At 69.9% G+C, this 24,958-nt stretch carries 26 protein-coding genes; 10 read left to right on the top strand and 16 right to left on the bottom strand.

The features are described from left to right. Positions 1 to 22: 22 nt before the first annotated feature. The 6 genes from BFN01_RS08170 to BFN01_RS08145 form a co-directional block, all read right to left on the bottom strand. Positions 23 to 1,510: an amidohydrolase gene (locus BFN01_RS08170; protein ID WP_071643471.1), complete on the bottom strand. Its 1,488-nt coding sequence runs from the start codon at positions 1,508 to 1,510 to the stop codon at positions 23 to 25. Next, positions 1,507 to 2,148 (bottom strand): FMN-binding negative transcriptional regulator, encoded by a 642-nt coding sequence (locus BFN01_RS08165; protein WP_177243834.1) that lies wholly within the window; start codon positions 2,146 to 2,148, stop codon positions 1,507 to 1,509. The genes BFN01_RS08170 and BFN01_RS08165 overlap by 4 nt, the downstream gene beginning before the upstream one ends. Before the next feature lie 36 nt (positions 2,149 to 2,184). Then, complete coding sequence (locus BFN01_RS08160; RefSeq protein WP_071643469.1) at positions 2,185 to 3,666, bottom strand: sodium:alanine symporter family protein; 1,482 nt, start codon at positions 3,664 to 3,666, stop codon at positions 2,185 to 2,187. A gap of 89 nt (positions 3,667 to 3,755) precedes the next feature. After that, entirely contained in the window at positions 3,756 to 4,754 is a 999-nt protein-coding gene (locus BFN01_RS08155) for an Fpg/Nei family DNA glycosylase (protein ID WP_071643467.1), read from the bottom strand. 1 nt (position 4,755) lies between these two features. Further along, a complete protein-coding gene (locus tag BFN01_RS08150; protein ID WP_071643465.1) occupies positions 4,756 to 5,241 on the bottom strand; it encodes a ribose-5-phosphate isomerase in 486 nt (161 codons plus the stop codon). 24 nt (positions 5,242 to 5,265) lie between these two features. Beyond that, entirely contained in the window at positions 5,266 to 6,450 is a 1,185-nt protein-coding gene (locus BFN01_RS08145; protein ID WP_071643464.1) for a ferrochelatase, read from the bottom strand. A 145-nt stretch (positions 6,451 to 6,595) separates the two neighbouring features. Between BFN01_RS08145 and pepN the strand changes: the two genes are divergently transcribed. The 4 genes from pepN to BFN01_RS08125 all read left to right on the top strand — a co-directional run bounded on the left by pepN (position 6,596) and on the right by BFN01_RS08125 (position 12,429). Next, positions 6,596 to 9,172: an aminopeptidase N gene (pepN, locus tag BFN01_RS08140; RefSeq protein WP_071643463.1), complete on the top strand. Its 2,577-nt coding sequence runs from the start codon at positions 6,596 to 6,598 to the stop codon at positions 9,170 to 9,172. A 76-nt stretch (positions 9,173 to 9,248) separates the two neighbouring features. Further along, positions 9,249 to 10,322 carry a mechanosensitive ion channel family protein gene (locus tag BFN01_RS08135; protein WP_071643461.1) on the top strand — a complete coding sequence of 358 codons (1,074 nt, stop codon included), beginning with the start codon at positions 9,249 to 9,251 and terminating at the stop codon, positions 10,320 to 10,322. Further along, positions 10,319 to 10,768: a globin gene (locus tag BFN01_RS08130; RefSeq protein ID WP_071643459.1), complete on the top strand. Its 450-nt coding sequence runs from the start codon at positions 10,319 to 10,321 to the stop codon at positions 10,766 to 10,768. Before BFN01_RS08135 ends, BFN01_RS08130 begins: the two co-directional genes overlap by 4 nt. Then, a complete protein-coding gene (locus tag BFN01_RS08125; RefSeq protein WP_071643457.1) occupies positions 10,765 to 12,429 on the top strand; it encodes an FAD-binding dehydrogenase in 1,665 nt (554 codons plus the stop codon). The genes BFN01_RS08130 and BFN01_RS08125 overlap by 4 nt, the downstream gene beginning before the upstream one ends. Positions 12,430 to 12,449: 20 nt before the next feature. Here the strand turns inward: BFN01_RS08125 and BFN01_RS08120 are convergent, their stop codons facing one another. Then, on the bottom strand, positions 12,450 to 13,130 hold the full coding sequence (locus BFN01_RS08120) for a hypothetical protein (RefSeq protein ID WP_071643455.1): 681 nt from the start codon (positions 13,128 to 13,130) through the stop codon (positions 12,450 to 12,452). Between the two features lie 65 nt (positions 13,131 to 13,195). Between BFN01_RS08120 and BFN01_RS08115 the strand changes: the two genes are divergently transcribed. Next, positions 13,196 to 14,086 carry an acyl-CoA thioesterase II gene (locus BFN01_RS08115; protein ID WP_071643453.1) on the top strand — a complete coding sequence of 297 codons (891 nt, stop codon included), beginning with the start codon at positions 13,196 to 13,198 and terminating at the stop codon, positions 14,084 to 14,086. A gap of 3 nt (positions 14,087 to 14,089) precedes the next feature. Here the strand turns inward: BFN01_RS08115 and BFN01_RS08110 are convergent, their stop codons facing one another. The 5 genes from BFN01_RS08110 to BFN01_RS08090 all read right to left on the bottom strand — a co-directional run bounded on the left by BFN01_RS08110 (position 14,090) and on the right by BFN01_RS08090 (position 18,380). Then, the gene (locus BFN01_RS08110; protein ID WP_071643493.1) at positions 14,090 to 14,566 is read right to left on the bottom strand and encodes a thioesterase family protein; all 477 of its coding nucleotides are present in this window, start codon (positions 14,564 to 14,566) and stop codon (positions 14,090 to 14,092) included. A 94-nt stretch (positions 14,567 to 14,660) separates the two neighbouring features. After that, complete coding sequence (ettA, locus tag BFN01_RS08105; protein WP_071643451.1) at positions 14,661 to 16,340, bottom strand: energy-dependent translational throttle protein EttA; 1,680 nt, start codon at positions 16,338 to 16,340, stop codon at positions 14,661 to 14,663. 187 nt (positions 16,341 to 16,527) lie between these two features. After that, on the bottom strand, positions 16,528 to 17,031 hold the full coding sequence (locus BFN01_RS15820) for a hypothetical protein (RefSeq protein ID WP_071643449.1): 504 nt from the start codon (positions 17,029 to 17,031) through the stop codon (positions 16,528 to 16,530). A gap of 46 nt (positions 17,032 to 17,077) precedes the next feature. Further along, positions 17,078 to 17,611 (bottom strand): single-stranded DNA-binding protein, encoded by a 534-nt coding sequence (locus BFN01_RS08095; RefSeq protein ID WP_071643448.1) that lies wholly within the window; start codon positions 17,609 to 17,611, stop codon positions 17,078 to 17,080. Between the two features lie 145 nt (positions 17,612 to 17,756). Next, positions 17,757 to 18,380, bottom strand: coding sequence for a LysE family translocator (locus BFN01_RS08090; protein ID WP_071643492.1), 624 nt, complete (start codon positions 18,378 to 18,380; stop codon positions 17,757 to 17,759). A 73-nt stretch (positions 18,381 to 18,453) separates the two neighbouring features. Between BFN01_RS08090 and BFN01_RS08085 the strand changes: the two genes are divergently transcribed. Further along, positions 18,454 to 19,161, top strand: coding sequence for a 3'-5' exonuclease (locus tag BFN01_RS08085; RefSeq protein WP_071643446.1), 708 nt, complete (start codon positions 18,454 to 18,456; stop codon positions 19,159 to 19,161). A gap of 110 nt (positions 19,162 to 19,271) precedes the next feature. Here the strand turns inward: BFN01_RS08085 and BFN01_RS08080 are convergent, their stop codons facing one another. The 3 genes from BFN01_RS08080 to glgA form a co-directional block, all read right to left on the bottom strand. Next, the gene (locus BFN01_RS08080) at positions 19,272 to 19,529 is read right to left on the bottom strand and encodes a type B 50S ribosomal protein L31 (RefSeq protein WP_071643444.1); all 258 of its coding nucleotides are present in this window, start codon (positions 19,527 to 19,529) and stop codon (positions 19,272 to 19,274) included. Between the two features lie 86 nt (positions 19,530 to 19,615). After that, a complete protein-coding gene (locus BFN01_RS08075) occupies positions 19,616 to 20,398 on the bottom strand; it encodes an ABC transporter ATP-binding protein (protein WP_071643442.1) in 783 nt (260 codons plus the stop codon). A 17-nt stretch (positions 20,399 to 20,415) separates the two neighbouring features. Next, complete coding sequence (glgA, locus tag BFN01_RS08070) at positions 20,416 to 21,600, bottom strand: glycogen synthase (RefSeq protein ID WP_071643491.1); 1,185 nt, start codon at positions 21,598 to 21,600, stop codon at positions 20,416 to 20,418. 46 nt (positions 21,601 to 21,646) lie between these two features. Between glgA and glgC the strand changes: the two genes are divergently transcribed. Both glgC and serB read left to right on the top strand, forming a co-directional pair. After that, positions 21,647 to 22,888, top strand: coding sequence for a glucose-1-phosphate adenylyltransferase (gene glgC / locus BFN01_RS08065; RefSeq protein WP_071643438.1), 1,242 nt, complete (start codon positions 21,647 to 21,649; stop codon positions 22,886 to 22,888). Positions 22,889 to 22,904: 16 nt separating this feature from the next. Further along, entirely contained in the window at positions 22,905 to 23,540 is a 636-nt protein-coding gene (gene serB, locus BFN01_RS08060; protein ID WP_071643436.1) for a phosphoserine phosphatase SerB, read from the top strand. A 34-nt stretch (positions 23,541 to 23,574) separates the two neighbouring features. Here the strand turns inward: serB and BFN01_RS08055 are convergent, their stop codons facing one another. Further along, entirely contained in the window at positions 23,575 to 24,285 is a 711-nt protein-coding gene (locus BFN01_RS08055) for a beta-ketoacyl-ACP reductase (protein ID WP_071643433.1), read from the bottom strand. Between the two features lie 114 nt (positions 24,286 to 24,399). Between BFN01_RS08055 and BFN01_RS08050 the strand changes: the two genes are divergently transcribed. Both BFN01_RS08050 and BFN01_RS08045 read left to right on the top strand, forming a co-directional pair. Continuing rightward, the gene (locus BFN01_RS08050; protein ID WP_071643432.1) at positions 24,400 to 24,762 is read left to right on the top strand and encodes a DUF3099 domain-containing protein; all 363 of its coding nucleotides are present in this window, start codon (positions 24,400 to 24,402) and stop codon (positions 24,760 to 24,762) included. Beyond that, the gene (locus tag BFN01_RS08045) at positions 24,759 to 24,956 is read left to right on the top strand and encodes a hypothetical protein (RefSeq protein ID WP_071643429.1); all 198 of its coding nucleotides are present in this window, start codon (positions 24,759 to 24,761) and stop codon (positions 24,954 to 24,956) included. The genes BFN01_RS08050 and BFN01_RS08045 overlap by 4 nt, the downstream gene beginning before the upstream one ends. Positions 24,957 to 24,958 lie beyond the last annotated feature (2 nt).

The raw sequence follows: 24,958 nt of genomic DNA, 5'->3' as shown, positions 1-24,958 counted from the left end.
TCGTCTGCTCGTCGAGCCGGCCTCAGGCCAGGTGGGTGAGCGTTCCGCCGAGCAGGGTGGCCGAGACGGGCATCCGGTGCAGCTCGGTGCGATCAGCGGTGAGCGGGTCACTGCCGCACAGCACGAGATCCGCGAGCCCGCCGATCTCGATATCCGTCTCGCCGTGGCGGCTGCTCGCCCGCAGCGCGGACGTGACGCCGACCCGCTCGTTCGGCTGCCACGGCTCGCGATCGTCTGCGGTGCGGTGCACCGCGGCGGCGATCGTCAGCCACGGATCGAGCGGCGCGACCGGGGCATCCGATCCGAAACGCACCGGGATGCCCGCCTCGAGCAGCGACGCCAGCGGGTGACTCAGCGCCCGCTGATGCTGCCACAGCATGCCGACCATGTCGCGGTCGTCGACCGCGTGCTCGGGCTGCACGCTGGCCACCACACCCAGGCGTGCGAACCGGGCGAGGTCGGTGTGGCGCACCAGCTGCGCGTGCTCGATCGTGCCCCGCGCCTGGGTGTACGTGAATGCGTCGAGAGCGGATGCCACGGCGCGGTCGCCGATGGCGTGCACCGCCACCTCGATCCCCGACGCGGTGGCCTCGGTGAGCAGGTCACGCAGGCGATCGGGTTCGATCGTGAGCACGCCGAAGTTGGCCGGGTCGTCGTCGTAGGCGTGCGAGCACGCGGCGGTGCGGGTGCCGAGCGAGCCGTCGGTGATGAGCTTGAGCGGGCCGACGTGCACGAGCCCGCCGGTGCCGGGGAGGGCATCCCCGGTGCGCAGTCCGTGGGAGATCGCGCGCGACAGGTCCGCGGCGTAGAAGGCGAACTCCACGCGGTGCGCAGCGAACCCGGCATCCGCCCGGCGCAGCCAGGCCTCCGCGTTCCACGCCATGTCGAAGTCGACCGCGCCGGTGATACCGCGGGCAGCGGCCCGGTCGGCGGCGCGTCGCACCGCGGCGTCCGCCGTGAGGTCGTCAGCGGCGTTCAGCCGCCGGGAGATCTCGAAGGCGTCCTCCTCCCTGAGCATCCCGTCGTCGGTGGGGAGGAAGCCCTCACGCCGGAACGCGGCGCTGTTCAGCCACACGCTGTGCACGTCGGCGTTGATGAGGTAGGTCGGCTCGGTGCCCGTCCGCTCGTCGAGCAGGGCGAGGGACGGGGTGTCCGGCCACAGGGCATCCCGCATCCCGGCACCGACCCGTCGCCCGTCGGCGAGGGCCTCGGCATCGCCCATCACCCTGGCCGCCTCGGCGGCGCTGCGCACGTCGCCGAGCGGTACGCGCTCGGCGTTCAGCGCCCACTGCACGGTGTGCACATGGTGATCCCAGAGCCCCGCCACCACCCGGTGCCCCTCCCCGTCGAGGACGAGTCCCCTGGCCGGCAGCGCCCCGGTCGGTGCGACGTCGGCGATGCGTCCGTTCCGGAGGATCAGATCGACGGGCTCGTCTCCGAAGGTGAGCGCCAGCGGCCCGCTGAGCCGGACCGCACGCAGGACATCGATGCGATCACCGCGCGAGATCACGAGCGGCTCCCCCGTCGCTCGTCGCGGGCGCGGCGCATCTCGGCCGCGAGGGCGGGGTCGGCGTGGGCTGCATCGCCCTCGAGCGCGGCGATCACCTCGTCGACGATCTCGGCGGGCTTGTTCTGGCTGAGCTTGCGCTTGGCGACGATCCGCGCGGGTGTCAGGCGGAAGCCGACGGTCCCTGCCGCGAGGCGGTGCACGAACGCCTCATCGTTGGGCAGCTGCCACATGCCGCGCGGGCTCGGCATGCGATTCTCGAAGACGTCGACCATCCGCTCGAGCACCCGCAGGTTCTCGGCGTCGGAGAGGATCTCCGGCACCCCGCTGAGGTGGACCGACACGTGGTTCCAGGTGGGCACGGCCTGCACGTCGCCGTACCACCCCGGCGAGATGTACCCGTGCGGGCCCTGGAAGGCGATCAGGATCTCGCGCTCGCCCAGCCCGTGGATGAGGTCGTCCGGTCGGCCGACGTGGCCGACCACGGTGAGGTCGTCGCGCCCGTCATCGAGCAGCACGACGTAGTGCGACGCGACGAGCCCGTCCTCCGCGTCGCTGACGAGGGTAGCCCACGGGTTGAGCTCGATGATCCGGCGCAGTTCGGCCGGGTCGGTCATGGCGAAGCTGGGGTTCTGACGCACCCTGCAAGCCTAGGACCGACCCGGCCCGAGAGTCGCTCACCGCCTGGTCTTGACCACCGGGATCGCCTGGGTCTTCCAGTCCTCGAACGCCTGATCGCCCGCCATGAACGCGTTCACCTCTTCCGGGGTCGCCGTCAGCTTGGGGTCGTTGTCGAGGTACTTCTTCGTCTCGCGTGCGACGAGGCCGGAGAGGATGAGCAGACCGATGAGGTTCGGCAGCGCCATGAGGCCGTTCATCACGTCCGAGAACGCCCACACGACGCCGAGCTGCACCGTGCAGCCGATGAAGACGACGAGCGAGAACACGATGCGGAACGGCATGACCGCCTTGCGGCCGATGAGACGCTCGATGCTGCGCTCGCCGTAGTACGACCAGCCGAGGATGGTGGAACCGGCGAACAGCACGAGGCCGATCGTCACGATGTAGTGCCCCCATTCGCCCGGCAGGCCGTGCGAGAACGCCTCGCCCGTCATCACGGCGGGGTCGATCTGCTCCCCGGTCGCGGGGTCTGTCATGTTCCACACGCCGGTGGTGATGATCACCAGGCCGGTGCAGGTGACGACGATGATCGTGTCGATGAACGTCTGCGTCATCGACACGAGCCCCTGGCGCACGGGGTGACTGGTCTTCGCGGCGGCGGCGGCGATGGCGGCCGAGCCCATGCCCGACTCGTTCGAGAAGATGCCGCGCGCGACGCCGTACTGCACGGCGATGATGATCGCAGAACCCGCGAACCCGCCGACCGCGCTCGTGCCGGTGAACGCGTCGGTGAAGATCTGCGCGAAGGCCGCCGGCACGCCGCCGATGTTTGCGATGAGGATGTAGACGGCGCCCAGCACGTAGAAGATGATCATCACCGGCACGAGACCGGCGGTGACGCGCCCGATCGACTTGATCCCGCCGACGAGGACCAGCAGGGCGAACACGGTGAGCACGATGCCGGTGACCCATGTTGGCACGTCGAAGCTGTTCTCGAGGTTCGCCGAGATCGAATTGCCCTGGGTCATGTTGCCGATGCCGAAGCAGGCGATGACCGCGGCGACGGCGAAGAAGATCGCGAGGAACTTGCCGAACCTGTTCGGGATGCCGCGCTCGAGGTAGTACTGCGGTCCGCCGTTCTTCTCGCCGGCGGAGTCGGTGGTGCGAAAGCGCACGCCGAGGAACGCCTCGGAGTACTTCGACGCCATGCCGAGCAGACCGGTCACCCACATCCAGAACAGCGCGCCGGGGCCGCCGATGCCGATGGCGGTCGCGACGCCGACGATGTTTCCGGTGCCCACCGTGGCGGCGAGAGCGGTGGTCAGGGCCTGGAACTGCGAGATGTCACCGTCGGAGCCGGGGTCCTTGCGGGTGAACAGGCCCAGGCGCAGCGCTGCGCCGAGCCGGATGAACTGCAGCCCGCCCAGGCGGATGGTGAGGTAGAGGCCGGTGCCGAGCAGCAGCGGGATGAGGAGCCACGGCCCCCAGATCCATGAGCTGATGTTCTCGAGCACGCTCTGCAGCGCGGAAAGGTCCATGAGGTCTCCTGTCGTGCGACGTTGCGAACGGACTCAGCCATCCTATTCACAGCGCGCACTCAGGTTCGATCATCGCCCGCGGGTCGTGATCAGCGCTGGCAGGACGGGCACCAGTACAGCTTGCGAGCGCCGATCTCCTCGAGGGCGATCTCGGTGCCGCACACCCGGCACGGGAGCCCGGCACGGTGGTACACCCAGTGCCGGTCGTCGCGGCTGGCCATCGCCGCGCGGTACGCCGCGCCGGTGAGGCCGTCCATGGTCATCATCTGGCCTGTCTCGACCCCGATCGAGAGCAGCTCCACCCAGTCGCGCCACAGCGCGCGCACGACCTCCTCCGGCACGTCGCGTCCCGGCGTGTGCGGCTCGAGTCGGGCGCGGAACAGCATCTCGGCCCGGTACACGTTGCCGATGCCGCTGACCACGGACTGGTCCATCAGCAGCAGCGCGATCGGGGTCGGCTTGCGCCGCACGGTACGCACGAAGCGCTCCTCGCCCTCGTCGAGATCGCCGACCAGCGGGTCGGGTCCGAGCTTGGCGACCGTGGCGAGCATCTCGTCCGGCGTCTGCAGCGCGCACGCGGTCGGTCCACGCAGATCCGCGCAGGTGGTCTCGTTCAGCAGCCGCAGCCGCACCTGGCCGACCACCCGCGGTGGCCACTCGTCGCCCTCGTCGGCGAGTCCGCTGGTCTGCTCCGACATCCGCACGTGCACCCGCGACCTGCGAGGCGCGCCGATCGACGTCAGGGAGTTCTCACCCGCGTCGTCGTAGATCGCGTCCTCGAGGTCGGTGCCGCGCTGGTTGGTCTGCCCCATGCGTCCGTTGGCGGAGGCGATGGTCGCGTCCGCGACGATCTCGCCCGCGAAGTCCCATGCGCCGTACAGGCCGAGGTGCACGCGCAGCCAGACGGCATCCTCGAACTCGAGGAACATCTGCTTGCCGACCGCCATCGCCTGCAGCATCTCGCGCCCGTCGAGCACCGCCGCACCCTCGGCGAAGCGCCCCTGCGGGCTGGACGCCTGCACGGGCCGACCGGTGAAATTGCGCGCGAACTGCCGGGCGATGCGGTGGACGGAATGACCCTCGGGCATGTCAGGCCCGCGGGTCGGGCAGCAGGGTCCCGTCCTTCTCGAAGTCGGCGATCTGGCCGATGCGCCGCACATGGCGCTCGTCACCGGAGAACGGCGTCGCGATGAAGCGGTCGATGAACGAGATCACCTCGTCGACGTCGTGCTGACGGGCGCCGATCGAGATCACGTTCGCGTCGTTGTGCTCTCTCGCCAGCTCCGCCGTGGAGAGGTTCCACACGAGAGCCGCACGGATGCCGTCGACCTTGTTCGCGGCGATCTGCTCACCGTTGCCCGATCCGCCGAAGACCACACCGAGTGCCTCGACGCCGGCGCGCTGGTCGGCGACCACGGCCTGCGCCGCACGGATGCAGAACGCGGGATAGTCATCGAGCGCGTCGTACTCGACGGGGCCGTGATCGACGACCTCGTGGCCGGCCTCGCGCAGATGCTGCTGCAGGCGGGTCGAGAAGTCGAGTCCAGCGTGGTCGGTGGCGATGTGGATGCGCATAGACGACATCCTATTTGGGAGAGGTCAGGGGGCGATGCCCGCGGCCGCCGGCTTGAAACCGGCGCGGATGTTCTCGCAGCATCCGGGACGGCACACGTCGAACCACGGCCCGAGGTCGGTGGTGTGCGCGCGATCGGCGGCAGGACGACCCTCGAGGCGCTCCTGGATGAGGTCGACGATGCCGGCCACGAAGGCCGGTGACACACCGGGGGTCGGTGTGCGGGTGAACGCGAGCCCCGCCTCCTCTGCGGCCTCCTTCGCCTCGGTGTCGAGATCCCAGAGCACCTCCATGTGATCGCTCATGAAGCCGACCGGCACGACGATCACCGCGCGGCGGCCCCGTGCGGGCAGCTCGGCGATCACATCGCAGACATCGGGCTCGAGCCACGGCTGCGACGCGGGGCCGGAGCGCGACTGGTAGACGAGCTCCCACGGCACGTCGGCCGCCGCGGGGGCGAGCTCGGCCACGCGGTGCATCACCCACGCTGCGACCGCCTCATGCTGAGCGGCGTACGCGCCGCCCTCGCCGAGGTCCATGTCGCGCGGGCCGGAGCGCTTGGCGTCGTCCATCGGAATGCTGTGGGTCGAGAAGAGCACCTGCACGGCGTCCGGAGCCAGGCCCTCGTCCAGTCGAGCACGCACCGCGTCGTGCACGCCCTCGACGAACGCCTGCACGAAGCCGGGGTGGTCGAAGAACGGACGGATCTTGTCGATGGTGACGACGCCGTCGTACTCCGTGCCGTCGAGCACCCTCGCGAAGTCCTCGCGGTACTGCCTACAGCTCGAGAACGAGCTGTAGGCGCTCGTCGCGAACGCCAGCAGCGTGGTGTGCTCATCCGCGACCGCCTCGGCCACCGCGTCCTCGAGGTACGGCGCCCAGTTGCGGTTGCCCCAGTACACGGGCAGCTGGATCGACCGGGCCGCGAGCTCGGCCTCGAGCGCCGCCTTCAGCGCACGATTCTGCGCGTTGATCGGGCTGACCCCGCCGAAGTGACGGTAGTGGTGCGAGACGTCCTCGAGGCGCTCATCGGGGATCCCGCGGCCGCGGGTGACGTTGCGCAGGAACGGGATCACGTCGTCCTGGCCCTCCGGGCCGCCGAATCCGGCGAGCAGGATGCCGTCGTAGGCGACGGGGACCTCGACGTGTGCGGAGCCGGTCGATGCGGCCGGCGAGGCGTGCGGTACGACGATCTTCTCTGATGAGCTCACGGGTACATCCTGACACCGACTCTCTATGAGCCAGCATCGAGATCTGCACCCGCATGCGGGGCTGGCGTAGGCTGTCATGGTTGCCGTCGGCGCCAGCAGCGTCGATGCACCTCGACATCCCCTCCACCAATGGGAGAAATCAGCTGTGCCTGGAGAAAACCTCACACGTATCGAAGCGCAGGAGCGCCGCGCCGTCATCGACACGCAGTCGTACGAGATCTCACTCGATCTGACCAAGGGCGCGGAGGTGTTCGGATCGCGCAGCGTGGTCCGCTTCACGGCGACGCCCGGCGCGTCGACCTTCATCGACCTCATCGCACGGGATGTCCGGGAGATCACGCTCAACGGCGAGCAGATCGATCCGAGCGCCGCCTTCGGCGACTCGCGCATCTCACTCGACGACCTGCAGGCCGAGAACGTCCTCATCGTCGACGCCGACTGCCTGTACACCAACACCGGCGAGGGCCTGCACCGCTTCGTCGACCCCGTCGACGGCGAGGTGTACCTGTACTCGCAGTTCGAGGTGCCCGACTCCCGCCGCGTGTTCGCGGTGTTCGAGCAGCCCGATCTCAAGGCGACGTTCCAGTTCACCGTGACCGCGCCCTCGGCGTGGAAGGTCGTCTCCAACTCCCCCACCCCCGAGCCGATCGTGCACGACGCGTCCTCGGGCTCCGAGGGCGTGGCGACCTGGGGATTCGCCCCGACCCCGCGCATCTCGTCGTACATCACCGCGCTCGTCGCGGGTCCCTACGAGGCCACCTTCTCCGAGCTCACCAGCGCGTCCGGTCGGGTCGTGCCGCTCGGCGTCTACGGCCGCAAGAGCCTCTGGCAGCACCTCGACGCCGACTACATCTTCGACAAGACCCGCCAGGGCTTCGAGTACTTCGAGGCGAAGTTCGGCGTGCCCTACCCGTTCGAGAAGTACGACCAGCTGTTCGTGCCCGAGTTCAACGCGGGCGCCATGGAGAACGCCGGTGCGGTGACGTTCACCGAGTCGTACGTGTTCCGCAGCAAGGTGACCGACGCCGTCAAGGAGCGTCGCGTCGTCACGATCCTGCACGAGCTGGCGCACATGTGGTTCGGCGACCTCGTCACCATGAAGTGGTGGAACGACCTGTGGTTGAACGAGTCGTTCGCCGAGTGGGCGTCGACCATCGCCACGGCGGAGGCCACCGAGTGGAAGGCCGCCTGGACGACCTTCAACGCGATGGAGAAGACCTGGGCGTACCGCCAGGACCAGCTGCCCTCGACCCACCCGATCGTCGCCGAGATCAACGACCTCGAAGACGTGATGGTCAACTTCGACGGCATCACCTACGCCAAGGGCGGCTCGGTGCTCAAGCAGCTGACCGCATGGGTCGGCATCGACGCGTTCTTCGCCGGCGTCGGCCAGTACTTCCAGAAGCACGCGTGGGGCAACACCGAGCTGGGCGACCTGCTCGCCGAGCTCGAGGCCACCAGCGGGCGCGACCTGACCACCTGGGCGAAGAAGTGGCTCGAGACGGCGGGCGTCAACACGCTCGCGCCGGTCATCGTCGATGACGCCGCGGGTGTCATCACCCGCTTCGCGGTGACCCAGACGGCTCCCGCCGACTACCCGACCATCCGTCCGCACCGCCTCGGCATCGGGTTCTACACCCTCGATGACGCCGCGGGGCGGTCGGAGCTGGTGCGCACCCACTACGTGGAGGTCGACGTCGACGGCGATCGCACCGAGATCCCCGAGCTGCAGGGCCTCGAGCGTCCCGACATGGTGCTGCTCAACGACAACGACCTCGCCTACGCGAAGATCCGCCTCGACGAGCGCTCGCTCGCGACCGCCATCGAGCACCTGTCCGACATCTCCGACCCCCTCGCGCGCTCGCTCGTGTGGGGTGCGGCGTGGGACCAGACCCGGGATGCCGAGACCGCCGCCTCCGATTACATCGACCTGGTACTCGGCAACATCGGTCGCGAGACCGAGTCGACGACGGTGCGCACGACGCTCTCGCAGCTGCAGCTCGCGGCGAACATCTACGTCGCGCCCGAGACCCGCGCGGCCGCCCGGGAGAAGGTCGCCGACGGACTGTGGGCGCTCGCCCACCAGGCCGAGCCAGGCAGCGACAGCCAGCTGCAGCTCGTGACCGCGTTCGCCAACTCGATCGCGACCCCCGAACAGGCCGGCATCGTCGGCCGGCTGCGCGCGGGCGAGGAGACCCTGCCGGGGCTGGAGATCGACGCCGACCTGTCGTGGCTGCTGCTCACCGGCCTCGCCGCGGCAGGCGCCACCGACGCCGCAGCCATCGACGCCGCGCTCGCGGCCGACAACACCTCCAAGGGCGCCGAGTTCGCGGCCCAGGCGCGCGCCGCGCTGCCGACGGCCGAGGCGAAGCACGCCGCGTGGTCGTCGCTGATCGACAACAGCGACCTGCCGAACACCATCGTGCGCGCCGCCGCCCTCGGCTTCGTGCACCCGGCGGGCGTCGAGGTGCTCGGCGCCTTCATCCCGAAGTACTTCGAGATGCTGCTGCCGATCTGGGAGGAGCGCACCTACCAGATCGCCGACTACCTCATCGTCGGCCTCTACCCGCGGTCGCTCGCGAGCGTCGAGCTGCGTGACGCGACACGCGCGTGGCTCGCCGAGAACCAGGACGCGGCCCCGGCGCTGCGCCGTCTCGTCCACGAGAACCTCGCCGACGTCGAGCGCGCGCTCGCCGCGCAGTCCCGCGACGCCGAGGACTGATCCGCACGGCACCGTCAGCCGATCAGGCCTCAGCGCACGCAGAATGCGCTGAGGCCCGATCGCTAACATCGACGTGATGGACATCCGCTTCGCCGCCGAGACTCCCGCCCCCGACCCCACCGATCCGGGGTGGTGGGGCGGCGTGCTGGAGATCCTGCTGAAGATCGGCGGCAGAGCGCTCACCGTCGCCGTGATCATCGCGAGCTGCGTGGCCATCGCGTTCATCCTGCGCCTGGTCATCCGCCGCGTCGTGCAGCGCATCGTCAACAGCGCGAAGACGAAGGCGCGGGTCGACGACACGCAGGCTCTCGAGCGCTCCCCGCTCGCCGACATGCGTCTCGTCCAGCGCACCCGCACGCTCGGCTCGATCCTGCAGAACATCGTCAACGTGATGCTCGTGGTCATCGCGCTCGTCCTCACCGTGAACGCAGTCGATTCCAGCCTGCTCGGCTCGCTCACGCTGCTGACCGCCGCGGTCGGCGCCGGTCTCGGCTTCGGCGCGCAGAACATCGTGAAGGATGTGCTCAACGGCATCTTCCTCGTCGCCGAGGATCAGATCGGCATCGGCGACGTCGTCGATCTCGGCCTGGCATCCGGTGTCGTCGAGTACGTCAGCGTGCGGATCACGCAGGTGCGCGACGTGAACGGCACCCTCTGGTACGTCCGCAACGGCGAGGTCACCCGCATCGGCAACATGTCGCAGGGCTGGGCACGCGCCATCGTCGACCTCGGCGTCGCGCCTGACGCCGACCTGGAGCTGGTCGAGAAGTCGATGATGGACACCGCGCAGAGCCTGGCGAAGGACCCGAAGTGGCGCACGCGCATCATCGCGAAGCCGGAGATCTGGGGACTGGAGAGCGTCGACGGCGATGCCCTCGTGGTGCGCGTGGTCATGAAGACCCGCGCCAACGCGATGGAGGACGTCTCGCAGGAGCTGCGTCGTCGGCTGCGGGCCGCGCTGGCCGAGCAGGGCATCGGCGTGCCGCGCCTGGCCGCGGTGACGCTGACCGGCCTGGAGGGCGCCCGCCGGGTGCGCGGAGCCAACCCGCCGGTCACGAAGCCGAACCCGGTCACCGGCGTGCCGCGCATCGTGGATCGCGGCATCTGGCGACGCAAGAAGACGACTGACGAGGAAGGCGGCGCACAGTGACGTTCTACGACGAGGTCGGCGGCCGGCCCACCTTCGAGCGCCTCGTGGCGGTGTTCTACCGCGAGGTCGCGCTCGACCCCGTTCTGAAGCCGATGTACCCCGAGGAGGATCTCGGGCCCGCCGCCGAGCGCCTGACCTGGTTCCTCGTCCAGTACTGGGGCGGGCCGACGACGTACGGCGAGCAGCGCGGTCATCCGCGGCTGCGGATGCGGCATGTGCCGTTCCACATCGATCCGGATGCCAGGGACCGCTGGCTGCGTCACATGCGCACCGCGCTCGACGAGGTGCAGCTCTCGCCGTTGCACGAGGCGACGCTGTGGGACTACCTGGAGCGGGCGGCGTATGCGATGGTGAACACATTCGAGCCCTCGGGCATCGGTGCCCGCCCCCAGGGCCGCCCGACGCTCGAGCACCGCGCCGCCCCGGAGTCGACGGAGACCACATGACCACCCCGCCCCGCATGCCCGCCACCGACGTCCTCGTGATCGGCTGGGGGCTGGCGGGGCTGGTGGCCGCCACCGAGGCGCTCGCCGCCGGTCGACGGGTCACGATCATCGACCAGGAGCCCCGCCAGAACCTCGGCGGGCAGGCGTGGTGGTCGTTCGGGGGCCTGTTCCTGATCGACTCCCCCGAGCAGCGTCGGATGGGCATCCGGGACTCGCTCGATCTCGCGCGGCAGGACTGGTTCGGCGGCGCCGGCTTCGACCGACCCGAGGACGCCTGGCCGCGGCTGTGGGCGCAGGAGTACCTGCAGTTCGCCGCCGGAGAGAAGCGCGCCTGGCTGCGCGAGCGCGGGGTCGGGTTCTTCCCGGTGGTCGGCTGGGCCGAGCGAGGAGGCGGGAGCGCGATCGGACCGGGCAACTCGGTGCCTCGCTTCCACATCACGTGGGGCACGGGTCCGGGCATCGTCGCCCCGTTCGCCGCCGCCGTCGAGCAGGCGGAGGCCGAGGGACGGGCCCGGGTGCTGCCCCGCCACCGGGTATCGGATCTCCTCGTCGACTCCGGCAGCGTCGTCGGGGCACGCGGCACGGTGCTCGCCGATGCCTTCGCCCCGAGGGGCGTGCCGACGTCGCGCGAGCCGGTGGCCGACTTCGAGATCAGGGCGGATGCCGTGATCGTCGCCTCCGGCGGCATCGGCGGGGATCACGATCTCGTCCGAGCGGTCTGGCCCGAGCGTCTCGGCACGGCGCCCGAGCACATGCTCACGGGAGTCCCCGCGTACGTCGACGGCTCCATGCAGGCGGTGGCGCGGGCGGCGGGCGCCGACCTGATCAACGCCGACCGCATGTGGCACTACGTGGAGGGGATCGAGAACGTGGATCCGGTGTGGCCGGGGCACGGCATCCGGATCCTCCCCGGCCCGTCGTCGCTGTGGCTGGACGCGACCGGCAGCCGCCTTCCGGCGCCGCTGTATCCCGGCTTCGACACGCTCGGCACGCTGGCGCACCTGCGCGGCACCGGTCACGACCACTCGTGGTTCGTGACCACGCGGAGGATCGTCGAGAAGGAGTTCGCGCTGTCGGGCAGCGAGCAGAACCCCGATCTCACCGGGCGGGACGTCGGGCTCCTGCTGCGCTCACGCCTCGCGAAGGGGCCGACGGAGCCTGTGCGCGCGTTCCTGGAGGGAGGCGCGGACTTCATCGTGGAGGACGATCTGGAAGCGCTCCTCGCCGGCATGCGCGCCCTGCCCGGCGGCGAGGTCCTCGACGTCGACCGCGCACGCGAAGAGGTGCTCGCGCGTGATCGCGAGATCGACAACGACTTCACGAAGGATGCGCAGATCGCCATGCTGCGCTCGATGCGGGGCTATCGCGGTGACCGGCTGATCCGCACCGCGGCGCCGCATCGTCTGCAGGATCCCCCAGCCGGCCCCCTGATCGCCGTGAAGCTGCACGTGCTCACCCGCAAGTCGCTCGGCGGCATCCACACCGACCTCGACGCTCGCGCGCTGGACGCCGCGGGCGATGCCATCCCCGGGCTGTTCGCCGCCGGTGAGGCGAGCGGCTTCGGCGGTGGCGGGATGCACGGCTACCGAGCGCTGGAGGGGACCTTCCTCGGCGGGTGTCTGTTCTCCGGTCGCAGGGCGGGACGAGCCGCGGCGCGCTGAGCGCGGGTCCGGCGCGCCGGCTACGGGGTCTCCGAGCCTGCCGAGGAGGCCGTGCTGCGCACGGCGGTGAGGCCGGTCACGGCCGGGCCGCGACTGAGCACGTGCCCACGGGCGAACGCGAGTCGCGTCCAGCGGCCCGACCGGGTGATGCGCACCTGCTCGGCGCCGTTGATGAAGCCGAACGCGTGAGCGGCGAACGCCACACCGCGCGGCAGTCCTGACAGGGCGTCGTCCGGTTCGCCCCAGATGCGGGCGCGCAGCGCACGCACGGCCTCCTCGCCGGATCCGGGTGCGGTGCCGTGCGCGACGGCCGAGATGCCCCACTGGGCGCGCTCGGCGACCGTCTGCGCGGTCAGATGGCCCACGTGCTCCCACTGCGCGCGCGGCGGCGCGACGCCCGCCCACGCAGGCGCGCGACCGGTGTCGGGAAGGGTGAGCTCGTGCGGGTTCTCGCCCTCGGCGAGCTCGTCGACGACGATGTCGCAGTGCAGTTCGGGATCGGCGCGCACGATCCGCATCGCGAGCACCGTGGGCGTCTGATCGAACAGGCTCTGCGGCGCCAGCGCCGCCGAGGTCAGAGCGAGCACGCCGTCGGCCGCCTGCAGCCGCACCCCGTCCGCTCCGGCCTGGGCCGCTCGCCCGGCGAAGGTCAACACGTCACGGGCGGTCTGGGCGTCGGCGAGCACGAGCGGTCTGGTCACCCCTCTAAGTTAGCCGGATGACCGCCGGCCCGGAGGCCGGTGATCCGTCGACCTAGACTGGTCGGATGACCGCTGAGCAGGATGCCCGCCGATCCGTCGACGCCCTTCTCGACGTCCTCGATCTGGCGGAGTCGGAGGCGAGGACCACCGAGGACATCTTCACCGGCCGCTCGCATTTCATGCCCACCGGGCGGGTGTACGGCGGTCAGGTGCTGGCTCAGTCCCTCGTCGCCGCGGAGCGCACGCTGCCCGAGGACCGTGTGGTGCACTCGATGCACGGCTACTTCCTGCGACCGGGAGACACGACGAGCAGGATCACCTTCTCCGTCGACCGCATCCACGATGGGCGCTCGTTCTCCACGCGCCGCTGCCAGGCGTTCCAGGGCGGCGTGCCGATCTTCTCGATGATCGCGTCGTTCCAGGACGAGGATCCGGGTGTCGAGCACGCCGAGCCGATGCCGGTCGGCATTCCCGACCCCGAGCAGCTGCGTCCCGACGAGGAGCTCGTCGGCGAGGTGCACCCGCTGACGCGGAAGATGCTCGCCGAGCGCCCCGCCGATGTGCGCCACGTCGAAGGTCCGCTCTTCGTCGACGTCGCCGGGGAGACGGTCGCCCATCAGGCGGTGTGGATGCGGATGCGCGCGGCGATGCCCGACGATCCGCGCCTGCACCGGGCGGCGCTCGCGTATCTGAGCGACATGACCATCCAGGAGCCGATCCTGCGCCGCCACGGGGTGACCTGGAGCACCCGGGGGCTGAAGGTCGCGAGCCTCGATCACGCCATGTGGTGGCACCGCTTCGGCCGCGCCGACGAATGGGTGCTGTACGTGCAGGAGTCGCCCAACGCACGCGGTGGACGCGGGCTCTCCACGGGTCGGATCTACGACCGTGAGGGGACTCTGCTGGCCAGCGTGGCGCAGGAGGTCATGGTGCGGGTACCTGAGGCCGGCGCGTGAGCGTCAACGACGCGCGTAGCTGATCGGCTCCCCGACGTACGGCTGCCACGCCTCACGCATCTCCGGGCTGATCCGCACCGGGCGGCCGGTGACGGCATCGACGAGCACGATGACGGCGGTCGAGCGCGCGTACAGCACGCGTGCGGAGCTCGCCGGATCGTTGTGGACCTCGTAGCAGACCTCGAGACTCGAGCCGCCCAGCTTGCCGAACCACATCTGCACCTCGAGCGGACGGCGCTGATACGGCACGGGCGCCAGATACTCGATCTCCTGACGGGCGATCAGGGTCAGCACTCCCTGATCGATTCCGGAGGCGAGGATCGCCGTCTCCGGAGCCTGCTCCCCCGGCTCCGGCTTCCAGAAGGCGCGCACCCGCGCCTCCTCGAGCAGCTTGAGCATCGAGGTGTTGTTGACGTGGTTGAACGCGTCGAGGTCGCCCCATCGCAGGTGGATGGGGATGTGCAGACGCCGGAATGTCACGGTCACAGCTCCCGTCAGGTTCGATCGGCGTGGGAACCCCGCGCCCCGGCTGCTCCGGACAGCGCCGGGCGCCGTCCGGAGTGGGGCCCTGGGATCAGTCGCGGGTCAGCTTGCGGTGGGTCGTGCGGTGCGGGCGCGCCGCCTCCGGGCCCATGCGCTCGATCTTGTTCTTCTCGTACGCCTCGAAGTTGCCCTCGAACCAGTGCCACTGCGCCGGGTTCTCGTCCGTGCCCTCGTAGGCGAGGATGTGCGTGGCGATGCGGTCGAGGAACCACCGGTCGTGCGTGATGACCACCGCGCAGCCGGGGAACTCGAGCAGCGCGTTCTCGAGCGAGCTCAGGGTCTCGACGTCGAGGTCGTTCGTCGGCTCATCGAGAAGCAGCAGGTTGCCGCCCTCCTTGAGCGTCAGTGCGAGGTTGAGGCGGTTGCGCTCACCACCGGAGAGCACGCCGGCCTTCTTCTGCTGGTCAGGGCCCTTGAAGCCGAACTTCGAGACGTATGCGCGCGAGGGGATCTCCGTCTTGCCGACCGTGATGAAGTCGAGCCCGTCCGAGACGACCTCCCACAGCGTCTTGTTCGGATCGATGTTCGCGCGGGACTGGTCGACGTAGCTGATCTTCACGGTCTCGCCGATCTTCAGCTCGCCGCCGTCGAGGGGCTCGAGCCCGACGATGGTCTTGAACAGCGTGGTCTTTCCGACACCGTTCGGACCGATGACGCCGACGATGCCGTTCGGCGGCAGGCTGAAGCTCAGACCGTCGATCAGCACCCGATCCCCGAACGCCTTGCGCAGCTTCTTCGCCTCGATGACGACGCTGCCGAGGCGCGGACCGGCGGGGATCTGGATCTCCTCGAAGTCGAGCTTGCGGGTGCGCTCAGCCTCGGCGGCCATCTCCTCGTAACGGGCCAGACGCGCCTTCGACTTGGTCTGCCGACCCTTGGCGCTGGAGCGCACCCAGTCGAGCTCATCCTTCAGCCGCTTGGCGAGCTTGGCGTCCTTCTTGCCCTGGATGTCGAGGCGCTCGGCCTTCTTCTCGAGGTAGGTCGAGTAGTTGCCCTCGTAGCCGATCAGGCGACCGCGGTCGACCTCGGCGATCCATTCCGCGACGTTGTCGAGGAAGTACCGGTCGTGCGTGATCGCGATGACCGCGCCCTTGTAGTCCTTGAGGTGCTGCTCGAGCCAGAGCACGCTCTCCGCGTCGAGGTGGTTGGTGGGCTCGTCCAGCAGCAGCAGGTCGGGCTTCTGCAGCAGCAGCTTCGCCAGTGCCACGCGACGCTTCTCACCGCCCGAGAGCGGGCCGATCTCCGCGTCGGCCGGCGGCGTGCGCAGGGCGTCCATCGCCTGCTCGAGCTGGGAGTCGAGGTCCCAGCCGTCGGCTGCGTCGATCTCCTCCTGCAGCACGCCCATCTCGGCGAGCAGCGAGTCGAAGTCGGCGTCGGGGTCGGCCATCAGCGCCGAGATCTCGTTGAACCGATCCAGCTTCGGCTTGATCGCCACACCGTCCTGGATGTTCTCCAGCACGGTCTTGGTCTCGTCGAGCTCGGGCTCCTGCATGAGGATGCCGACGCTGAAGCCGGGGGTGAGCTTCGCCTCGCCGTTGGACGGAGTGTCGAGGCCGGCCATGATCTTCAGGATCGTCGACTTTCCGGCACCGTTCGGGCCGACCATGCCGATCTTGGCGCCGGGCAGGAATGCCATCGTCACGTCGTCGAGGATGAGCTTGTCACCGACCGCCTTGCGCGCTCGCACCATGGAATAGATGTACTCAGCCATACCTTCACCGCTCCTCTGGAGGATCTGTCTCAGCGCCCGTGATCGGCGCAGCGCATGCCGGGTCCGGATGCGCGAAGTGTGTGCGGCCGAACACGGGGGCTGCCCCTCTGGTCGGCTCGGCTTCCCAGCCTACCGGTCGACGCGCGCGGCAGCGCTCAGGCGCCGTGCGGTCGACTCCGACGACGGGTCACCAGTCGATGGGCCTGGTGCCGCCCACGAGACAGACTCCGTCAGCCAGTCGAGGAAGCACCGCCGTGACGGGCTCGCCGGTCGACGGGCCGACCTGACCGACGAGGCACTGCGTGTCGCTCCACGCGACCGAGAACTGCAGGCTCTCCGCGGGGTTGCCGACCGTGCTCCGATCGGCGGTCACCTGCATCGCGTCCTTCGCGAAGCCGGCCTGCTCGAGGGCGTCGACGTAGGCACGGCCCTGCAGCCGCGAGTCCGATGCCCACACGCGGGCGGTGACCTCCGTGAAGGCGGCGAGAGCGGCATCCGCACCCGTCGGCGAGGCAGACGGTGCGGGGGCGCTCTCGGCGGCCGCAGGCGCAGGCGACGGTGAGACGGGGGGCGTGACAGGAGCAGCCGTCGGAGCACAAGCCGTCAGCGCGAGCGCGAGCGCCCCCGCGCTGACCAGCAGAGAGCATGATCGCGCCGACCGCCGGGCGGGGACGGAGGACCTGTGGCGCACGCCTCGAGTCTAGGCGCTCGGTTCTGCGTCCCCGCCGCGTCGGGCATCACGCGAAGGTCAGAGCGTCATCGCGGGACTCCCCCGCGGGGTCGTCGGAATCCGACCCACCGGCCGGACGCAGCCCGGCGTCTGCCCACGCCTCATGATCCGCCGCGGTGGGCTCGTCGAACGCCGGTGCGTCGTCGCCGGCGGGCGGCACGCTGGCCTGCTCCGGACGCGGGCGGCGCACGAACGCGCTCGTACCGCGCCGCAGGTCGTGGCCGATCGCGTCGGCGGTGAGCTCGATGTCGATGCCCTTCTTGCCGTTCGCCTCCCACTCCTTCTGGCGCAGACGCCCGACGACGATGACGGGGTCGCCGCGGTGCAGCGACGCCTTCGCGTGCTCGGCGAGCTTGCCGAACGCCGAAACCGCATACCAGTTGGTGACCCCGTCGACCCAGGCGCCGGTGCGCTGATCGAAGTACCCGGACGAGGTGGCGACGCGGAAGTTGATCACCGCCTTGCCGCTTCGGGTCTCGTTGCCGGTCGGGTCGTTGCCGATGTTCCCGGCGATGGTCAGGACGTCGTTGGTGATGCTCATAGCGTGCTCCTTCGTTGCCGGGACCAGCCCGGGTTCGACCACAGTGCATGCCGCCGCGGGTCGCACGGAGCCGGTATCGCGGCGACGGTGGACAACCGGCCGCCGACGCGATCGGTGCAGGAATACCGCGCGAGCAGGTGGGTCGTCAGTGCAGGAACAGCAGCAGGGCGGCGACGGCGATGAAAAGGGCGCCGAAGACCGAGTTCAGGACGCGCTGACCGCGGGCGTGGGTCGTGAACCGCCGGAACGATTTGGCGGCGGCGGCGAAGAAGAACCACATCACCAGGATGTCCACGACGATCACGGTGCCGACGAGCACCAGGTACTGCGGCAGCGGGTCGCGGTCCAACCGGACGAACTGCGGCACGAAGGCGAGGAAGAACACGATCGCCTTCGGGTTGAGCAGGTTCACCCAGAATCCCCGCCGGAAGATCGACCATGCGCCTTCGCGCGCCGAGATGGTCGTGTCGACGCCCTGCGGCTGCGGCGGCGTCAGGAGGAGGCGGATGCCGAGATAGATCAGGTAGGCGGCGCCGGCGTACCTGATGATCTCGAAGAGCAGCGGCGATCGCGAGACGACCAGGCCCACCCCCGCCGCGACGATGACCACGTGCACGATGAGAGCGGCCTGCTGGCCGAGCACGCCCCACAGCGAACGGCGCCAGCCCTGCACGAGGGCGTTGCTCATCGTGTTGATCGCCCCGGCCCCGGGTGTGAAGCTGATCACCACGCATGCGGCCAACAGGGAGAGCCATACCGTCCAGGTCACCAGCACAGCGTAGTGATCCCGGGCCGTCGGTGCGGAATCGGGCCGTGTCGGCGCCCCCTCCTATGGTGTCGGCATGACCTTCCCGCTCGATGCTCCGGCCTGGCTCACCCGCGTGGGCGTGTTCGATCTCGAGACGACCGGCGTCGATGTGGCGCAGGATCGCATCGTCACCGCGCACGTCGGGGTGCTCGATCGGCACGGCAGGGAGCTCGCCGCCCGTGACTGGCTGGCCGATCCGGGAGTGCCCATCCCCGACGGCGCGGCGGCCGTCCACGGGATCAGCACCGAGCAGGCCAGGGCCGACGGTCGACCGGCGCGTGAGGTGGTGGCCGAGATCGTGCATGCCCTTCGCGCACTGTTCGCGCAGGGTCTGCCGATCGTCGCGTACAACGCCTCGTACGACTTCTCGCTCCTCGCGCACGAGGCGCGCCGCCACGGGATCCCCGAGCTGATCAGTCCGTCGCCGGTCATCGACCCGCTGGTCCTCGACAAGGCGTTCGACCGATACCGTCGCGGCAAGCGCACGCTCACCGTCGTCGCCGATCACTACGCGGTGCCTCTGGATGACGCGCATGAGGCGTCGGCGGATGCCGTGGCCGCGGGGCGGGTGGCGCTCGCCCTCGCCCGCCGGTTCTCGCTGCCCCGCTCGGCAGCCGACCTGCACACCAGGCAGATCGGGTGGGCACGGGACCAGGCGGCGAGCCTCACGGAGTACTTCATCGGGATCGGGCGGATCGACCCCGAGCAGCGTCTCGACGGCTCGTGGCCGGTTCGAGGCTGAGGGCGCCGCACGCCGGATGCGAGGGGCCGGATGCGATGAGGCCAGGTGCCCGATCGCGGAGCCCGGGCACGACGAAGGCCCCGCCGGGGCGGGGCCTTCGCTGCGGCTGCTTACTTGGCGGAGCCGCCGAAGTTCTTGAAGCGCTGGTTGAACCGCTCGACACGACCGGCCGAGTCCATGATGCGCTGCTTGCCCGTGTAGAACGGGTGCGAAGCCGACGAGATCTCGACATCGATGACGGGGTACTCCACACCGTCCAGCTCGATGGTCTTGTCGCTCGTGACGGTGGAGCGGGTGAGGAAGGTCTCTCCCGAGCCGAGGTCACGGAAAACGACCGCGCGGTAGTCGGGGTGGATGTCAGTCTTCATGGGGTTCCTTACGTGGTGCCCTGGATTCTGCCAGAGTCGAGGGAAGTCTGTGGTGCTATCGCACCAAGGATCTACTTTAGCACCACTCAGGCGGCGCGTGCGGCGTAGCGGCCGCCGTCCTGCGTGAGCACGATCGGCATGCCGAACGCCTCGGTGAGCGCTTCCGCCGTCAGCGTCTCGGCGATCGGCCCACCGGCGACGACAGCGCCGTCACGCAGCAGCAGCACGTGTGTGAAGCCCACCGGGATCTCCTCGACGTGGTGGGTCACCATGACCATCGCCGGGGTGGTCGGCGATGCGGCGTACCCGCCGAGCAGCTGCAGCAGCTCCTCGCGGGCGCCGAGGTCGAGGCTCGCCGTGGGCTCGTCGAGCAGCAGCAGCTCCGGATCGGTCATCACCGCGCGGGCGATCTGCACGCGCTTCTGCTCGCCGTCGCTGAGCGTTCCGAACAGGCGCTCCGCGAGGTGCTCCAGGCGCCAGTCGGCGAGCACACGCCGCGCGCGCCGCTCATCGATGGCCTCGTAGTCCTCGTTCCAGCGACCCATCACGCTGAACGCGGCGGTCATGACCGCGTTGAGCACGGTCTCGTCGCGCGGAATGCGGCGGGCCATGGCGGACGAGGCGAAGCCGATCCGCGGCCGCAGCTCGAACACGTCGGTGCGTCCGAGGGTCTCGCCGAGCACGGTCACCGTGCCCGACGTCGGGTGCATGAGGGTGTCGGCGAGCTGCAGCAGCGTCGTCTTGCCGGCGCCGTTGGGCCCGAGCACCACCCAGCGCTGATCCTCGGATACCGACCAGGTCACCCGATCGACGATGTTGCGGCCTTCGCGACGCACGACGACATCGGTGAGATCCAGAGCGCTCGACATGAGGTCAGCCTATCGGCTCAGGCGGTCAGCTCCTCGTAGAGCGCGCGCGTGGTGTCGGCGATCGCGCCCCAGCTGAACTGGCTGCGGGCTCGCTCCCTTCCGGCCTCGCCGTACTGTCGCGCCCGTGCGGGGTCGCCCGTGACCTCGGTGAGCGCGGCGGCGAGATCCGAGACGTAGCGCTCGGGATCCACGGGAGTCCCGGTGCCGTCCTGCAGCTGCTCGATCGGCACCAGCCGCCCCGTCACCCCGTCGTCGACGACCTCGGGGATACCACCCGTTGCGGTGCCGACCACCGCGGCGCCGCACGCCATCGCCTCGAGGTTGACGATGCCCAGCGGCTCGTACACCGAGGGGCACACGAACGTGGTGGCGGCGGCGAGGATCGCCGACAGCTCGTCGCGCGGCAGCATCCGCTCAATCCAGATGACCCCCTCGCGCGTCTGCTGCAGCAGGCGGACGCCCTCCTGCACCTCCGCCATGATCTCGGGGGTGTCGGGAGCGCCGGCGCACAGCACGAGCTGCACGTCCGGCGGCAGCAGCCGGGCGGCGCGCAGCAGATACGGCAGCCCCTTCTGCCTGGTGATGCGTCCGACGAAGACCACCGACGGGCGAGACGAATCCATCCCGATGCTCGCCAGGAACTCGGGGTTCTCGACCGGGCGCCAGCGCTCGACGTCGATGCCGTTGTGGATCACGCGCACACGCTGCGGGTCGACCTGCGGGTAGCTGCGCAGGATGTCCTGGCGCATGCCGTCGCTGACGGCAACGATCGCGGCGGCGTTCTCGTACGCGAGCCGCTCGATTCCACTCGAGACCGCGTAGCCGCCGCCGAGCTGCTCGGCCTTCCACGGCCGCAGCGGCTCGAGGCTGTGCGCGGTGAGCACGTGCGGGATGCCGTGCAGCTGAGACGCGAGATGGCCGGCGAAGTTCGCGTACCAGGTGTGACTGTGCACGAGGTCGGCTCCGGCGACGTCGCCGACCATGACCAGATCCGTGCCGAGGGTCTGCAGCGCGGGATTCGCCGCGGCCAGCTCCGCCGGGACCCGATACGCGTGCGTGCCCGGCTCGGCGCGCTCGGCCCCGAAGGCGCGCACCTGCACCTCGATGCTGCTGCGCAGCGCCGCCACGAGCTCGGCGACATGCACGCCGGCGCCGCCGTAGATCTCCGGCGGATATTCCTTGGTGATGATGTCGACTCGCATGTCTGCACGGTAGTACATCGGTCGTCGGGCGCTCTATGGTGGACGCATGTCGGCTCCAAAGAAGGTTTTCGGGATCATCCTCGCCGGCGGTGAGGGCAAGCGCCTCATGCCCCTCACCGCGGACAGAGCCAAGCCTGCGGTGCCCTTCGGCGGCCAGTACCGCCTGATCGACTTCGCGATATCCAACCTCATCAACTCGGGCCTGCGGCAGGTCGTCGTGCTGACGCAGTACAAGTCGCACAGCCTCGACCGGCACGTCTCGCAGAACTGGCGGATGTCGGCGCTGCTCGACTCGTACGTCACCTCCGTTCCTGCCCAGCAGCGTCTCGGGAAGCGCTGGTTCTCCGGCTCCGCCGACGCGATCCTGCAGAGCCTCAACCTCATCAACGACGAGAAGCCGGACATCGTCGTCGTGATCGGCGCGGATCACGTCTACCGCATGGACTTCCAGCAGATGATCGACGCGCACATCGCGTCCGGCGCGCCCGCCACCGTGGCCGGCATCCGTCAGCCGATCGCGCTGGCCTCGCAGTTCGGGGTGATCGACGCGGATCCCGACACCGGACGCATCCGCGACTTCCTCGAGAAGCCGGCCGACCCGGTCGGGCTTTCCGACTCCCCCGACGAGGTGCTCGTCTCCATGGGCAACTACGTCTTCAACGCCGACGCGCTCGTCGCCGCGGTGGAGGCGGACGGCGAATCCGCCTCATCCGGGCACGACATGGGCGGCGACATCATCCCCTACTTCGTGCAGCGCGGCGAGGCGGGCTACTACGACATGAAGCAGAACGATGTGCCCGGCTCGTCGCCGCGGGATCGCTCGTACTGGCGGGATGTCGGGACCATCGACTCGTACTTCGACGCCCACATGGACCTGATCTCGACGCTGCCGATCTTCAACCTGTACAACACCGACTGGCCGATCCGCACGCAGAACGTCAACATGCCGCCGGCCAAGTTCGTGCGGGATGCGGTCGGCAGGATCGGCAACGCGATCGACTCGATCGTCGCCGCGGGCTCGGTGCTCTCGGGCACGCACATCGAGCGGAGCGTGATCGGGCTGCGCGGCGTCGCGCTGGGCGGCTCGACGATCACCGACTCGGTGCTCCTCGACAACGTGCACATGGGGCTCGGGTCCCGCGTGCGTCGCGCGGTCCTCGACAAGAACGTCATCCTCGAGGACGGCGCGACGGTCGGGGTGGACCGCGAACGCGACCTGGAACGCGGCTTCACGGTGACCGACTCGGGCATCACGGTCGTCGGCAAGGGCGTGCGCGTCACCCGCTGAGCGCTACGCTCGACGGGTGACCGCTGCGCGATTCCTCGTCGTCCTCGATGCCGATTCCACCCTCATCCGCAATGAGGTGATCGAACTCCTCGCCGACGAGGCGGGTCGCCGCGCCGAGGTGCAGGCGGCCACCGAGGCGGCGATGCGCGGTGAGGTGGACTTCGCGACGAGCCTGCGTTCACGTGTCGACGCGCTGCGCGGCGTGCCCACCGCCGCCTTCGAGCGCGTGCGCGCCCGGATCGAGCCCACGCCGGGCGTGCGCGAGCTGACCGCGGCGGTGCATGAGCGCGGCGGTGTCGTCGGCGTGGTCTCCGGCGGGTTCCACGAGATCCTCGACCACATCGCACCGGGTCTGGGCGTCGATCGCTGGCGGGCGAACCGGCTTCTGCTCGAGGGCGACGTGCTCGCCGGCGCCGTCGACGGGGAGATCGTCGACGCCGACGCGAAGGCGGCGTCGCTGCAGAGCTGGGCCGCTGAACTGGGCGTCGCACCGCACGCGACGATCGCGATCGGGGACGGCGCGAACGATCTCACGATGATGGCCGTGGCAGGGCTCGGGATCGCGTTCAACGCCAAGCCCGCCGTGCGCGCGGCGGCGTCGCTCGTCGTCGGGCCGCAGGATCTGTCCGAGATCATCCCGCTGCTGCCCTGAGGGGGCCGCTAGTCCCGGTCCGCGCCGGCCGGGCTCAGTGCCCCATGCCGAGCCCGCCGTCGACCGGGATGACGGCTCCCGAGATGTAGGCCGCGTCGTCGCCCGCGAGCCACACGACCGCACCGGCCACCTCGTCCGGCGTCGCGAAACGGCCTGCAGGGATGCTCGCCTTGTACTGCTTCTGCGTGTCCTCGGGCAGCTGCGCCGTCATGTCGGTCTCGATGAACCCCGGTGCGACCACGTTCGCGGTGATGCCGCGACCGCCCAGCTCCCGGGTGAGCGAGCGGGCGAAGCCGACCAGCGCGCTCTTGGAGGCCGAGTAGTTGACCTGCCCTGCCGAGCCGTACAGGCCGACGACACTGGAGATCAGGATGACGCGTCCGAAGCGCGCGCGCAGCATGCCCTTCGAGGCGCGCTTGACGACCCGGAAGGTGCCGCCGAGGTTGGTCGCCACGACGCTGTCGAAGTCGTCCTCGCTCATGCGCATCAGAAGGGTGTCCTTGGTGATCCCGGCGTTGGCGACGACGATCTCGACCGGTCCGAGCTGCTGCTCGACCTCGGTGAACGCCGCGTCGATGGCGGCGGCGTCGGTGACGTCGGCACGCACGGTCAGAGTGCCCTCGGGGCCCTCGCCGCTGCGTGCCGTGACCGCGACGCGGTATCCGTCGCGGACGAAGCGTTCGGCGATGGCACGGCCGATGCCGCGGTTTCCGCCGGTGACGAGGACGACGCGCTCAGCGCTCATGTAGGGCTCCTGACTGGGGATCGGATCGCACGCCATCCTACCGACCACGTCCTGCCGCGCGCGGCCCGCCGAGCGGCGTCCGGCATGCCGCGCGCGGCGTAGGCTGGAAGCACCGTGAAAGAGAAGCGCCGCGCCCCCGCTGTCACCTCCCTGCCGCAGTCGCCGCAGGCCGAGGCGGACCACCGCGTGCGCCGGTACGCGCTGACGATGATCATCCGCACGGTCTGCTTCCTGCTCATGGTGCTCGTGCAGCCGCTCGGGTGGTGGACGTGGGCGTTCGCCGTCGCCGCGATCTTCCTCCCGTACATCGCCGTCGTCTACGCGAACGCGGGCAGCGACAGCACCTCCAGCACCGTCGAGTCGCCGGTCACGCAGCTCGAAGCGCCACGCGCCTCCGCCCCCGCACCCACCGGCGCGGATCCGGACGTCATCACCATCATCGAGAGACCGGGCGACCGCGAGGCCGGCGAGCGATGACAGCCGAGCTCGAGTGCGCGCGGGCGGAATGCCGAGAACGCGCCACCCACCACATCGTCTGGCGCAACCCGCGCATCCACGCCGAGGACCGACGCAAGATCTGGCTCGCCTGCGACGCGCACGTGGGGTTCCTGAGCGACTATCTCCGGGCGAGGGACTTCCCCGTCACCGTGCACGAGGGGATGCCCGCGTGAGC

This window comes from Microbacterium sp. AR7-10, assembly GCF_001878835.1.
Taxonomy (GTDB): domain Bacteria; phylum Actinomycetota; class Actinomycetes; order Actinomycetales; family Microbacteriaceae; genus Microbacterium; species Microbacterium commune.
The sequence above is the reverse complement of the archived record's forward strand: the minus strand, read 5'-3'. Positions and strand labels throughout refer to the sequence as shown.

Bases quoted from the DNA above. Each gene is read 5' to 3' on its own strand.
- BFN01_RS08155 (WP_071643467.1), bottom strand. From the start codon at position 4,754: ATGCCCGAGGGTCATTCCGTCCACCGCATCGCCCGGCAGTTCGCGCGC.
- BFN01_RS08095 (WP_071643448.1), bottom strand. From the start codon at position 17,611: ATGAGCATCACCAACGACGTCCTGACCATCGCCGGGAACATCGGCAAC.
- glgC (WP_071643438.1), top strand. From the start codon at position 21,647: ATGTCGGCTCCAAAGAAGGTTTTCGGGATCATCCTCGCCGGCGGTGAG.
- BFN01_RS08115 (WP_071643453.1), top strand. From the start codon at position 13,196: ATGACCGCTGAGCAGGATGCCCGCCGATCCGTCGACGCCCTTCTCGAC.
- ettA (WP_071643451.1), bottom strand. From the start codon at position 16,340: ATGGCTGAGTACATCTATTCCATGGTGCGAGCGCGCAAGGCGGTCGGT.
- BFN01_RS08160 (WP_071643469.1), bottom strand. From the start codon at position 3,666: ATGGACCTTTCCGCGCTGCAGAGCGTGCTCGAGAACATCAGCTCATGG.
- glgA (WP_071643491.1), bottom strand. From the start codon at position 21,600: ATGCGAGTCGACATCATCACCAAGGAATATCCGCCGGAGATCTACGGC.
- BFN01_RS08085 (WP_071643446.1), top strand. From the start codon at position 18,454: ATGACCTTCCCGCTCGATGCTCCGGCCTGGCTCACCCGCGTGGGCGTG.
- BFN01_RS08055 (WP_071643433.1), bottom strand. From the start codon at position 24,285: ATGAGCGCTGAGCGCGTCGTCCTCGTCACCGGCGGAAACCGCGGCATC.
- BFN01_RS08125 (WP_071643457.1), top strand. From the start codon at position 10,765: ATGACCACCCCGCCCCGCATGCCCGCCACCGACGTCCTCGTGATCGGC.
- BFN01_RS08045 (WP_071643429.1), top strand. From the start codon at position 24,759: ATGACAGCCGAGCTCGAGTGCGCGCGGGCGGAATGCCGAGAACGCGCC.
- BFN01_RS08080 (WP_071643444.1), bottom strand. From the start codon at position 19,529: ATGAAGACTGACATCCACCCCGACTACCGCGCGGTCGTTTTCCGTGAC.
- BFN01_RS08075 (WP_071643442.1), bottom strand. From the start codon at position 20,398: ATGTCGAGCGCTCTGGATCTCACCGATGTCGTCGTGCGTCGCGAAGGC.
- BFN01_RS08135 (WP_071643461.1), top strand. From the start codon at position 9,249: ATGGACATCCGCTTCGCCGCCGAGACTCCCGCCCCCGACCCCACCGAT.
- BFN01_RS08150 (WP_071643465.1), bottom strand. From the start codon at position 5,241: ATGCGCATCCACATCGCCACCGACCACGCTGGACTCGACTTCTCGACC.